Annotated in this window: 15 protein-coding genes; 6 read left to right on the forward strand and 9 right to left on the reverse strand. The window is 68.3% G+C overall.

Going from position 1 to position 10,120, the window contains the following annotated elements; translation table 11 throughout:
* Positions 1-139: 139 nt before the first annotated feature.
* Entirely contained in the window at positions 140-1,780 is a 1,641-nt protein-coding gene (locus BLR99_RS02660; protein WP_074686788.1) for a 3-(methylthio)propionyl-CoA ligase, read from the reverse strand.
* Positions 1,781-1,972: 192 nt separating this feature from the next.
* Here BLR99_RS02660 and BLR99_RS02665 point away from each other — a divergent pair, with 192 nt between their 5' ends.
* The 5 genes from BLR99_RS02665 to BLR99_RS02685 all read left to right on the forward strand — a co-directional run bounded on the left by BLR99_RS02665 (position 1,973) and on the right by BLR99_RS02685 (position 5,622).
* The gene (locus BLR99_RS02665; RefSeq protein ID WP_074686790.1) at positions 1,973-3,460 is read left to right on the forward strand and encodes a protein adenylyltransferase SelO; all 1,488 of its coding nucleotides are present in this window, start codon (positions 1,973-1,975) and stop codon (positions 3,458-3,460) included.
* Positions 3,457-3,870, forward strand: a complete 414-nt coding sequence (gene msrB / locus BLR99_RS02670) for a peptide-methionine (R)-S-oxide reductase MsrB (protein ID WP_011796026.1) — start codon at positions 3,457-3,459, stop codon at positions 3,868-3,870. The genes BLR99_RS02665 and msrB overlap by 4 nt, the downstream gene beginning before the upstream one ends.
* Before the next feature lie 57 nt (positions 3,871-3,927).
* Complete coding sequence (locus BLR99_RS02675; RefSeq protein WP_011796027.1) at positions 3,928-4,497, forward strand: septation protein A; 570 nt, start codon at positions 3,928-3,930, stop codon at positions 4,495-4,497.
* On the forward strand, positions 4,494-4,760 hold the full coding sequence (locus BLR99_RS02680; RefSeq protein ID WP_011796028.1) for a BolA family protein: 267 nt from the start codon (positions 4,494-4,496) through the stop codon (positions 4,758-4,760). The genes BLR99_RS02675 and BLR99_RS02680 overlap by 4 nt, the downstream gene beginning before the upstream one ends.
* A gap of 76 nt (positions 4,761-4,836) precedes the next feature.
* Positions 4,837-5,622, forward strand: coding sequence for a foldase protein PrsA (locus BLR99_RS02685; protein WP_017439091.1), 786 nt, complete (start codon positions 4,837-4,839; stop codon positions 5,620-5,622).
* A gap of 84 nt (positions 5,623-5,706) precedes the next feature.
* Here BLR99_RS02685 and BLR99_RS02690 read toward each other — a convergent pair whose 3' ends face one another.
* The gene (locus tag BLR99_RS02690) at positions 5,707-6,501 is read right to left on the reverse strand and encodes a heparan-alpha-glucosaminide N-acetyltransferase (protein WP_011796030.1); all 795 of its coding nucleotides are present in this window, start codon (positions 6,499-6,501) and stop codon (positions 5,707-5,709) included.
* Between the two features lie 113 nt (positions 6,502-6,614).
* Positions 6,615-7,202, reverse strand: coding sequence for a GDSL-type esterase/lipase family protein (locus BLR99_RS02695; protein ID WP_011796031.1), 588 nt, complete (start codon positions 7,200-7,202; stop codon positions 6,615-6,617).
* 557 nt (positions 7,203-7,759) lie between these two features.
* Here BLR99_RS02695 and BLR99_RS02700 point away from each other — a divergent pair.
* On the forward strand, positions 7,760-8,047 hold the full coding sequence (locus tag BLR99_RS02700) for a hypothetical protein (protein WP_046060203.1): 288 nt from the start codon (positions 7,760-7,762) through the stop codon (positions 8,045-8,047).
* Here BLR99_RS02700 and BLR99_RS02705 read toward each other — a convergent pair.
* From BLR99_RS02705 to BLR99_RS02730, 6 genes are read right to left on the reverse strand one after another with little or no spacing between them, the layout of a single operon-like run.
* A complete protein-coding gene (locus BLR99_RS02705; protein WP_074686792.1) occupies positions 8,037-8,306 on the reverse strand; it encodes a hypothetical protein in 270 nt (89 codons plus the stop codon). The two genes, BLR99_RS02700 and BLR99_RS02705, sit on opposite strands and share 11 nt — an antisense overlap.
* Positions 8,303-8,668, reverse strand: a complete 366-nt coding sequence (locus BLR99_RS02710; RefSeq protein ID WP_074686794.1) for a hypothetical protein — start codon at positions 8,666-8,668, stop codon at positions 8,303-8,305. Before BLR99_RS02710 ends, BLR99_RS02705 begins: the two co-directional genes overlap by 4 nt.
* Positions 8,665-8,892 (reverse strand): hypothetical protein, encoded by a 228-nt coding sequence (locus BLR99_RS02715; RefSeq protein WP_074686796.1) that lies wholly within the window; start codon positions 8,890-8,892, stop codon positions 8,665-8,667. The genes BLR99_RS02710 and BLR99_RS02715 overlap by 4 nt, the downstream gene beginning before the upstream one ends.
* Positions 8,889-9,302, reverse strand: a complete 414-nt coding sequence (locus BLR99_RS02720; RefSeq protein WP_074686798.1) for a hypothetical protein — start codon at positions 9,300-9,302, stop codon at positions 8,889-8,891. The genes BLR99_RS02715 and BLR99_RS02720 overlap by 4 nt, the downstream gene beginning before the upstream one ends.
* Positions 9,289-9,669, reverse strand: coding sequence for a hypothetical protein (locus BLR99_RS02725; RefSeq protein WP_046060205.1), 381 nt, complete (start codon positions 9,667-9,669; stop codon positions 9,289-9,291). The genes BLR99_RS02720 and BLR99_RS02725 overlap by 14 nt, the downstream gene beginning before the upstream one ends.
* A gap of 5 nt (positions 9,670-9,674) precedes the next feature.
* The gene (locus tag BLR99_RS02730; protein ID WP_046060206.1) at positions 9,675-10,091 is read right to left on the reverse strand and encodes a structural protein P5; all 417 of its coding nucleotides are present in this window, start codon (positions 10,089-10,091) and stop codon (positions 9,675-9,677) included.
* Positions 10,092-10,120: the final 29 nt, after the last annotated feature.

The raw sequence follows: 10,120 nt of genomic DNA on the forward strand, positions 1-10,120 counted from the left end.
CCTTGCGTATTGGGGTCACCGAACACGCCGCAGCGTACAGGCGAGCTCCGCGGCGGTGTTCAGGGATTCACCCTAGCGTCTATCCCGGATGCGACTCGCGGCGGCGCGCCGCCCGCGCCGCGCGCCGCACCTGCCGCGCTCAGAGCCCGGGCAGGCGGTAGCCCTGCAACTGGTCGCGCAGCTTCGCCTTGAGCATCTTCCCGGTCGCGCCGATGGGGATCGCATCGAGGAACACGACATCGTCCGGAATCTGCCATTTCGCGGTCTTCCCCTCGTAGAAGGCCAACAGTTCCTCGCGCGTGAGTTCCGCGCCCTGGCGCCGCACGACGGCCACGATGGGTCGCTCGTCCCACTTCGGATGCGGCATGCCCACGCAGGCCGCCATGGCCACGGCTGGATGCGCCATGGCGATGTTCTCGATGTCGATGGAGCTGATCCATTCGCCACCGGACTTGATCACGTCCTTGCTGCGGTCCGTGATCTGCATGTAGCCGTCGGGGTCGATGGTCGCCACGTCGCCCGTCGGGAACCAGCCGCGGCCCTGCGCGTCGGGCACCAGGGGGCTCTCGTCGGAGCGGTAGTAGCGGTCCACGATCCAGGGCCCCTTGACCAGCAGGTCGCCGTAGGTCTTGCCGTCCCAGGGCAGCTCGCGCCCTTCGCCATCGACGATTTTCATGTCGACGCCGTAGATGGCGCGGCCCTGCTTGAGCAGGATCTTCATGCGCTCCTGCTCCGGCAGGTCCAGGTGCTTGTTCTTGAGCGAGCAGAGCGTGCCCAGGGGGCTCATCTCGGTCATGCCCCAGGCATGCAGCACGCGCACGCCGTACTCGTTCTGGAAGGCCTCGATCATCGCGGGCGGGCACGCGGAGCCGCCGATCACCGTGCGCCGGAGCTTGCCGAAACGCGCGCCGATGGATCTGACGTGCTGCAGCAGCATCTGCCAGACCGTCGGTACGCCGGCCGCGAAGGTCACGCCTTCGGCGTCCATGAGGTCATAGACGGACTTCCCATCCAGCGCGGGGCCGGGGAAGACCAGCTTGCACCCGGTGAGCGGCGCCGAATACGGGATGCCCCAGGCGTTGACGTGGAACATGGGCACCACGGGGAGCACCGAATCGCTGGCCGAAAGGCCCATCACGTCCGGCAGTGCCGCGGCGTAGGCATGCAGGACCGAGGAGCGGTGGCTGTAGAGCACGCCCTTGGGGTGGCCCGTGGTGCCGCTGGTGTAGCAGAGGCTGGACGCGGAGTTCTCGTCGAACTCCGGCCAGGCGTAGTCGCTGGAGGCCGCGCCGATCCAGCTCTCGTAGCTCGTGAGCTGCGGAATACCCGTGCCCTCCGGCAACCGGTCGGCATCGCAAAGCGCCACCCAGCGCCGGACCGAGGGGCATTTCGCGTGCACCGCCTGCACGATGGGCAGGAACGTGAGGTCGAAGCACAGCACTTCGTCTTCCGCATGGTTCACGATCCAGGCGACCTGGTCGGGATGCAGCCGCGGATTGATCGTGTGCAGCACGCGGCCCGAACCGCTCACCCCGTAATACATCTCCAGGTGGCGGTAGCCGTTCCATGCCAGGCTGGCGACGCGGGCGCTGGCGGCGAGGCCCTCCGCATCCAGCGTGTTGGCGAGGTGGCGCGCACGGGCTGCCATGTCCCGGTATGTGTAGCGGTGGATGTCGCCCTCCACGCGCCGCGAGACGATCTGCGCATCACCATGGTGGCGTTCCGCGAACTCGACGAGCGTCGAAATCAACAGGGGTTGGCTCTGCATCAGGCCCAGCATGTTTGTCTCCTTCAATCCCGTGGATGTGGTGATCACCGGATCCTAACCCTGCTGTACGGTGCCGCGCCCCCAGGGCAACCCCGCGTCCGGCGGCCCTTGTCGCCAGGTTGACAGGCGACGGGAAGGTGCCGGTTGTTGCACGCAAGCCCCTGTGGCCCGCCCAGGCAAAGAGGGTGGGAGACAATGGCGGGAATGACGACCTCCGCCCCCTCCGCCCCGACGGCCGAGGCCCGCTCGGGCCTGACCTGGCGGGATGGTTTCGCCGCCCTCGGGCCCGATTTCTTCACCGAACTGGTACCTACGCCGCTGCCTGGTCCCCGGTGGGTGGCGGGCAGCGAGGCCACCGCCCGGCTCATCGGGCTGGAGCCGGACTGGCTGGGCAGCGATGCGGCCGTGCAGGTGCTGTCAGGCAATGCACTGCTGCGCGGCATGCGCCCGCTGGCCAGCGTGTACAGCGGCCACCAGTTCGGCGTCTGGGCCGGGCAACTGGGCGACGGCCGCGCCATCCTGCTCGGCGAGACCGACACCGGCTACGAAGTCCAGCTCAAAGGCAGCGGCCGCACCCCCTATTCGCGCATGGGCGACGGCCGCGCCGTGCTGCGTTCCTCCATCCGCGAGTTCCTCTGCAGCGAGGCCATGCACGCGCTCGGCATCCCCACCACGCGCGCGCTGGCCCTGACGGCCTCGCCCGCGCCCGTGGTGCGCGAGGAGATCGAGACGGCTGCCGTCGTGACGCGCGTGGCGCCCAGCTTCGTGCGGTTCGGCCACTTCGAGCACTTCGCGGCGCGCGACCAGGTGCGCGAGCTGCGCGCCCTGGCGGACTACGTGATCGACCGCTACTACCCCGGCTGCCGCGATGCCGGCGGCGCTCCCGGCGCCAACCCCTACGCCGCGCTGCTGCAGGCCGTGGGCGCCCGGACCGCTGCCCTGCTGGCGCAGTGGCAGGCCGTGGGTTTCTGCCACGGGGTGATGAACACCGACAACATGAGCATCCTCGGGCTCACCATCGACTACGGCCCCTTCCAGTTCCTCGATGCCTTCGTGCCGGGGCACATCTGCAACCACAGCGACAGCCAGGGCCGCTACGCCTTCAACCGCCAGCCCCAGGTCGCCTACTGGAACCTGTTCTGCCTGGGCCAGGCACTGATGCCGCTGATCGGCGACACGGAACTCGCCCAGACCGCGCTCGAACCCTACCGCACGGCCTTTCCCGCGGAGTACATGGCCCGCATGCGCGCCAAGCTCGGACTGGTGTCGGCCGCCGAAGGAGACGCCGCGCTGGTGGATGACCTGCTCGGACTGCTGGCGGCTGACGGCGTGGACTACACCATCTTCTGGCACCGGCTCTCGCAGGCGGTGGCCAGCGGCGATTTCACGCCGGTGCGCGACCTGTTCATCGACCGGGCCGGATGGGAAGCCTGGTCCGCGCGCTACCGGCAGCGCCTCGGGAGCGGGAGCGATCAGGCCGCGGGTCTCATGGAGCGCACCAATCCCCGCTTCGTGCTGCGCAACCACCTGGGAGAGCAGACCATCCGGGCGGCGAAGTCGGGGGATTTCGCGCCCCTGCACGCGCTGCAGGCCGTGCTGGCCCGGCCTTTCGACGAACATCCCGCGCATGCCGAGTGGGCGGGCTTCCCGCCCGACTGGGCCTCTTCCATCGAAATCAGCTGTTCATCATGACCTACCCCATCCAGAAGACCGATGCCGAGTGGCAGGCACTGCTGCAGGACAAGGGCGCCGAACCCGCCGCCTGGCAGGTGACGCGGCACGCCGCCACCGAGCGGCCCTTCACCGGAAAGTACGAAGCCCACTGGGCCGACGGCAGCTACCATTGCGTCTGCTGCGGCGCGAAGCTGTTCGATTCGGACACCAAGTTCGACGCCGGCTGCGGCTGGCCCAGCTTCTCCCTGGCGGTGCCCGGCGCCATCCGCGAAATCGTGGACCGCAGCCACGGCATGGTCCGCACCGAGACGGTGTGTGCACAATGCGGGGCCCATCTCGGCCATGTGTTCGAGGACGGGCCCGCGCCCACCGGGCTGCGCTACTGCATGAACTCCGCCTCGCTGGACTTCGAGCCGGGCGGCGCCTGACGCAGCGACGGCGCGCGGCCCACGCATGACGAGACCGGAAACCGCCCTGCCCCATCTATGAAACTGCTGATCGACTTCTTCCCCATCATCCTGTTCTTCGTGGCCTTCAAGGTCTGGGGCATCTACACGGCCACGGCCGTGGCGATCGCCGCCACCGTGGCCCAGATCGCCTACCTGCGCATACGGCACGGCCGGATCGAACCGATGCAGTGGGTCAGCCTCGGCGTGATCGTGGTGTTCGGCGGCGCCACGCTGCTCTCCCACAGCGAAACCTTCATCAAGTGGAAGCCCACCGTCCTCTACTGGCTCATGGGTGGCGCGCTGCTGGTCGGCCAGCTGTTCTTCCGCAAGAACCTCATCCGCACGCTCATGGGCGGCCAGATGGAACTGCCCGACGCCGCCTGGCGCGCCATGAACTGGAGCTGGACGGCATTCTTCGCGGCGATGGGCGCCATCAACCTGTGGGTGGCGCACGCGTTCAGCACCGACACCTGGGTGAACTTCAAGCTCTTCGGCGGCATCGGGCTGATGGCCGTCTTCGTGATCGGCCAGGCGCTCTACCTGAGCCGCTACATGAAGGAACCGCAGGACGACGCGCGCACGGCGCCGGAGGATGCGAAGCCATGAGCGCCGGCATCACGGCGCAGGCCATGGAGCGCAAGCTGCGCGAAACCCTCGCCCCCAGCCTGCTCGAGGTGCTCGACGAGAGCGCGGCCCACGCGGGCCATGCCGGGGCCAACGGCACGGGCGCCGGAACGCATTTCCGGGTACGCATCTCGTCACCTTTGTTTACGGCGCGCAGCCGCGTTGCACGCCACCGCCTTGTGTATGATGCGCTGCAGGAGTTCATAGACCAGGGTGCGCACGCCATCGCGATTGAAGTTCTCTGATCGTCTGATTCCCACGTCCAGGGCCACCGTGGCGCACACCGTGCAGCCGGCCCTTTTCCTTTTTGTGGATTTCCCAATGAAGAAAAAGCTCTTGTCCGGCCTCGTGGCCGCTGCCGTGCTGGGCACGTCCGCCCTGCCCGCCATCGCGCAGAACATCGCCGTCGTGAACGGCAAGGCCGTGCCCAAGGAACGTGTCGAAGTCCTGAAGCAGCAGGTCGAACGCTCCGGCCGGCCGATCACCCCCGAAATCGAAGGCCAGATCAAGGAAGAAGTGATCGCCCGCGAAATCTTCCTGCAGGAAGCGCAGAAGCGCGGACTGGAAGGCTCGCAGAACGTGAAGGACCAGATGGAACTGGCCCGCCAGACCATCCTGATCCGCGAGCTGTTCGCCGACTACCAGAAGGCCAACCCCGTCACCGACGCCGATATCCAGGCCGAGTACGACAAGTTCGTCGCCGCGAACACCGGCAAGGAATACAAGGCCAGCCACATCCTGGTGGAAACCGAAGACCAGGCCAAGTCCATCATCGCGTCCATCAAGAAGGGCGCGAAGTTCGAGGACATCGCCAAGAAGCAGTCCAAGGATCCCGGATCCGGCGCACGCGGCGGTGATCTCGACTGGGCCACCCCGAGCAGCTACGTGTCCGAGTTCACCGAGGCCCTCGTGAAGCTCGACAAGGGCAAGATGACGCAGACCCCGGTCAAGACGCAGTTCGGCTGGCACGTCATCCGCCTGGACGACGTGCGCGAAGCCAAGCTGCCCAAGCTGGACGAAGTCAAGGCGCAGATCGCCCAGCAGCTGCAGCAGCAGAAGCTGGCCAAGTTCCAGGAAGACCTGCGCGCCAAGGCCAAGGTCGAGTGATCGGCGACGGGCTGCAGTGCTCGTCGGTTCCATCGAAAAACGCGGCCAAGGCCGCGTTTTTTCATGCGCAGCCCTCCGGCCCCGTCAGCGGCCCAGCATCCACCCCGCGGCCAGCAAGGCGCCGATGAGCACCGGCTGGTGCAGCATGTAGTAGCTCAGGCTCCAGCGCCCCAGCACCGCCAGGGGGCGAACGCGCCGGTGAAGCGGCAGCGCCAGCCAGCCCGGGTGGTGGCGCAGTACCCACTGCCCTGCGGCCAGCCCCCACCACATCACGCCGAGCCACGGCAGCACGGGCACATAGTCTTCGGTGAACGGCTTGCGGGACACCAGCCCCAGCCAGTTCAGCGCATTGCTATTGAACCATGGCGCCCAGTCCGCCGCCGGCCCGGCCAGCAGCCGCCCGGCCGCCCAGGGGGCCGCCAGGGCCAGGGCGCCGGCCGGCCACAGCCAGCCGCCCCATCCCGCCGTGCAGCGGGCCACCACCAGCATCACCGCCATGCCGTGCAGCACGCCGAAATGGATGTAGCTGCGCGGGAACATGAGATAAGACCCCGCGCTCACGAGTACCGCGCAGGCGGCGATCCGCACCCAGCGCCGCCCGAACCGGCCCCACCCCACGCCCTGCTGCCACGCCAGCGCCTGCCCCATTCCCGCGCAGAAGAGAAACAGGCTGACGATGGCCGTGCGCTGCAGGGTCCAGAACGGATCGCCACGGAAATCCTGCGGCCAGTAGCCGAAGTGGCTGAGGTCGAAACAGAAATGGAAGATGGTCATCCAGACCATGGCGACACCACGCAGCGCATCGACGGAGTCGGCGCGTGCGCTGCTTTCGGAGGCCTGCGGCAGTGGTGGGATGCGGGTGCGAGAAGGACGTGCCATGCCTGGAGCTGCGGGTGGATCAACACGCCGCCATCCCGGGACGGCGGCCCCGCGATGTTAAGACGGGCGCCGGCCTGCCAGCCACCCATCCGTTGGGGTGGCCGAGCCCTGTCTCAAAAGGTCCGCTCGATGGCCTCGACCAGCAGAGCTGCCAGCCGGTCGCTGGCGACCTGCGTGCGGTGGATGTTGTCGATCACGTCGCCCACGCCGCGGTAGTCTTCCCCCCAGCGCGCGTGCGAGACCCCCATCTGCTCGGCCACCCTGAGGGTCACCTGGTTCAGCTCGTGGCGGCGCCGCACGCGCTCGGGCGTGAAGAGATCGGCCACCGGCACGTCCACGATGCCGGTCAGGACGGGCGTGCGCCACTCCGAATGGATGATCCGCAGTGCATCGCGCAGGTCGGCCTCGAACTGATCGACGCTGCGCATTTCGAGAGCATCGTTGAGCCCGAGGCCGAGCACGATGATCTGCCCCCTGCGACGGACGGCGTTGAAGGGCGGCTGCGGCCCGAGGGGATAGGCATCCGCCGGAGCCCCCGGATAGGGCTCTCGGTAGCCGAGGATGAGATCCTGCAGCAGCAAGCCGATGGCGGAACGGTCTTCGACGACCCAGCCGGGCCGCAGGGACATCATGGTTCGGGGAACGGCCATGCTGATGCCGGGGCCGCGCATGAGGCTGTCGCCAAAAATTTCGATGGACATGGTGGGTGAAGGAGCGCGCCGGGCGGCTGCCCGCCGGATGGTCCGGCGGTACCGTTGTCATGGCCCATGACGGCGGAGGAAAGCACAAAGGCAGCATCATGGCCCCGGGTGCTGCCGGAGCCTGTATCACGACGTAGCTCGCCGTACCGGCCCCTTGGCGGTCCATTCATGCGAAGTGATGGAACAAAGGCAATCCGCCAGGCAAAAGAAAAGGGGCTAGGCCTTTTGGACCTAACCCCTTGATATCAATGGTCGGAGCGGCGGGATTCGAACTCGCGACCCTCTGCTCCCAAAGCAGATAGCCAAGCGTTACAAATCAAAAGGTTAGCGCGATCTTGTCTAACCGAGATGGGTCTGGTCAAGCCGGCATTTCAGAGGGAACAGGGAAGTCGGTTAGACGGAATTTCGGGGGGAGTGCAGCTTGAAGCCGGAGGGTTCGAGTCCCTCCGGGCAGGCCATCGCTTTCCCAATGAAAACCGCTGCTCGCTGGCTGTCTCAGGGAAGTTCCAGGGAGGAATTCTGGCCCCGGCCGGCACCTGGCCGGCGACAATGCCGGCATGCCCCACCTCTACGAGATCCTTGTCCAAGCCGTCCAGGCGCATTGGAAAGCCCACGCCAACGCCTACCCGCAGAAGTTCATCCTCAGCCCGGCCCAGCTCTCTGACCTCAACGACGCTCGGGAGGCAATCCGCAGGGCCGTCACAGGCCAGCGACTGGCCGACGGGGAGCCATTCTTGGGGGTGCGCCTCGAGGTGGCGCCAGGGTCCGCCGGCGAGATGGTGGCCATCGACGGCACTGTATCCAGCCTGGACAGCTACACGCGGGCCGGCGCGGTCAAGGCCTGATGGGAGCGCGGCACGCCTCCAGCGCGGTCAGCAGTTGGCCCTCGTAGCCCTCGCGGCGCTCGATCTCCGCCAACGCCGCCCGGGCGAAATCGTCCAGGCTCGCACCCGGACGAAGCGCATCGGTTGGCATCGCGGGGCGCGCCGGCACGGGCTCGCGGCACTCCACCGGCACAGGCACCCGCACCTCCACCGTTTGCACGCGCGGCGCGCCCGCGCAGCCGGCCAGCAGGGCCGCCAGCATCAGGACGGCCGTCCTCATGGCCGGGCCCTCCCCTGCAGCCAGGCGTCCACCCGCACCTGGGCGCTGGCGCATGCATCGCCCGGCACGGGGGCGGGCATGGACAGGATCTGATCCGCCTTTCGGTTGTGGTCGGCGGCGCGGCCGGCAGCTGCGCGCCGCGCCGACTCCGCCTCCAAGAGGCGCTTGTCGGCCAGCGTGCGCAGCTCGCCTACCGCGGTGCTGCAGGCCTCGGCCGCACCGCGCACGCCCGCCAGTTCCTGGCCCTTGGCGGACACCGCAGCGCGCGCCTCGGTCGCATCGTCGCGCTCGCCAAGGTATGCCCAGCCGAGCAGCCCATTGACCGCCAGGCTGACCAGCAGGACGATTTGCCCGGGCGTCATGGCTGGCTCCCTGCGCACGCGGCGTACATGCGGACGATCGTCTGCGTGTGCATTCGACGCTCCAGGCCGGACGCCCCGGCGCGCAGCTCGGGCAGCGGCGGGCAGTCGCGGCGGGCGACCGCGGGCACGGCCGGCTCTGCCTGGGCGGCCTGCGGCTCAGGCGGCGCGGTGCTGCAGCCGGCCAGCAGCAGCAGCAGGGCCGCGATGATTGGGGTGCGGATCATCGGGGGGCCTCCTTGCGGATGCGCTCGTTGGCGCGCTGGATGGTGGTGTTGATGGCCTTGCGCTCGTGCTCAGGCACGGCGGCCGGCACGCCCGCGGCCTTGGCCGCCTTGCCGGCCGTGGCCGCGGCTGCTTGCGCCGTCTCCGCGGCCGTGGCCGCCGTGTCGGCCGCCGCGGCGGTGAGATCGGCAGCGTGTGCCACCCGGCCGGAGAGAGCGCCCAGGGCGATGCGGTTGGCCTCCTGGAGACGCGCGATCTCGTCCAGGTGGTCCTGGCGGTCCTCGGCCAGCATGCCGCGCATGCGCTCCACGCCCGCCCAGTAGCCGAGCCCGGCGCCGCCGCCGACCATTCCGAGAAGCATGGCGCTGCCCGCGATCACCGCGCGGGCCCGGTGCAGATCAGGTTTTTGCATGGACTTGCTCCGTCAGTTCGCGCACCTGCGCCTGCAGGCTGGTGATTTCGTCGGTGGCGTGCTGCAGTTGGCGCTGCATGCCCTCGAGCTGCCCCTGCAGCTTGCCGAGCGCGGTGATCGCCTCGTTTCGTTCGCGCGCGAAGTCATCAGCCCGCTTGTCGGCCTGGGCGCGTGCGGCGCGTTCGGCCTCCAGCAGCTCCTTGTAGACGTTGATCGCCGACACGCGGCCGGCGTCGTCCGCACGGTCCGCCGCGCCGCGGCTCAGGTACTGGCGGAGGAAAAGGAAGCCGCTGACCACGGCAGTCGACAATGCGCCCAGTGCGCCGAAAGGGCCGCCGGGGAAGTTGTTGAGGTCCGGAGATTCCATCGGCATCACTCCAGCGCCAGGCGCACGGCCTGGTCGATCAGGTCGGCGGGGTACGGCTGCTGGCCGTTTTCGTGCTGCACGATGGCCTCGACCAGCAGCGCGAGCACGTCCGGGTGCTCGATGTTGAGCTCGTCACGGACTGCCACATCCATGGCGCGGGCCACGGCCTGGGCATACGCGCCGGTGTCGTTTTCGACGCTCGGCGCCCAGCGCCCGATGATCGACTCCACCGTGTTGAGCCCGCGCTTGCGGTAGTACGACAGCAGCACCTTGGCCAGGGCCCGGAGGCCCCACACAGGCGCCGAGAAAACGACGAAACGGGAGTCGCCACTCTGATCCTCTGCCATGCCTTGCCAGCGGTCTGCGGTGCGGTCGATGTTGCCCGGGTTGTTGTTGCGGATCCCGCGAGGGGTGGTGGTCATGAAGATCCTTTGAACGCAAAAGAGCCCGC

The sequence above is a fragment of the Paracidovorax citrulli genome (assembly GCF_900100305.1).
GTDB lineage: Bacteria > Pseudomonadota > Gammaproteobacteria > Burkholderiales > Burkholderiaceae_C > Paracidovorax > Paracidovorax citrulli.

Coding starts and splice junctions, on each gene's coding strand:
- BLR99_RS02730 (WP_046060206.1), bottom strand. CDS start 10,091: ATGACCACCACCCCTCGCGGGATCCGCAACAACAACCCGGGCAACATC.
- BLR99_RS02660 (WP_074686788.1), bottom strand. CDS start 1,780: ATGCTGGGCCTGATGCAGAGCCAACCCCTGTTGATTTCGACGCTCGTC.
- BLR99_RS02710 (WP_074686794.1), bottom strand. CDS start 8,668: ATGACGCCCGGGCAAATCGTCCTGCTGGTCAGCCTGGCGGTCAATGGG.
- BLR99_RS02700 (WP_046060203.1), top strand. CDS start 7,760: ATGCCCCACCTCTACGAGATCCTTGTCCAAGCCGTCCAGGCGCATTGG.
- BLR99_RS02665 (WP_074686790.1), top strand. CDS start 1,973: ATGACGACCTCCGCCCCCTCCGCCCCGACGGCCGAGGCCCGCTCGGGC.
- BLR99_RS02715 (WP_074686796.1), bottom strand. CDS start 8,892: ATGATCCGCACCCCAATCATCGCGGCCCTGCTGCTGCTGCTGGCCGGC.
- msrB (WP_011796026.1), top strand. CDS start 3,457: ATGACCTACCCCATCCAGAAGACCGATGCCGAGTGGCAGGCACTGCTG.
- BLR99_RS02690 (WP_011796030.1), bottom strand. CDS start 6,501: ATGGCACGTCCTTCTCGCACCCGCATCCCACCACTGCCGCAGGCCTCC.
- BLR99_RS02685 (WP_017439091.1), top strand. CDS start 4,837: ATGAAGAAAAAGCTCTTGTCCGGCCTCGTGGCCGCTGCCGTGCTGGGC.
- BLR99_RS02675 (WP_011796027.1), top strand. CDS start 3,928: ATGAAACTGCTGATCGACTTCTTCCCCATCATCCTGTTCTTCGTGGCC.
- BLR99_RS02695 (WP_011796031.1), bottom strand. CDS start 7,202: ATGTCCATCGAAATTTTTGGCGACAGCCTCATGCGCGGCCCCGGCATC.
- BLR99_RS02725 (WP_046060205.1), bottom strand. CDS start 9,669: ATGGAATCTCCGGACCTCAACAACTTCCCCGGCGGCCCTTTCGGCGCA.
- BLR99_RS02720 (WP_074686798.1), bottom strand. CDS start 9,302: ATGCAAAAACCTGATCTGCACCGGGCCCGCGCGGTGATCGCGGGCAGC.
- BLR99_RS02705 (WP_074686792.1), bottom strand. CDS start 8,306: ATGAGGACGGCCGTCCTGATGCTGGCGGCCCTGCTGGCCGGCTGCGCG.
- BLR99_RS02680 (WP_011796028.1), top strand. CDS start 4,494: ATGAGCGCCGGCATCACGGCGCAGGCCATGGAGCGCAAGCTGCGCGAA.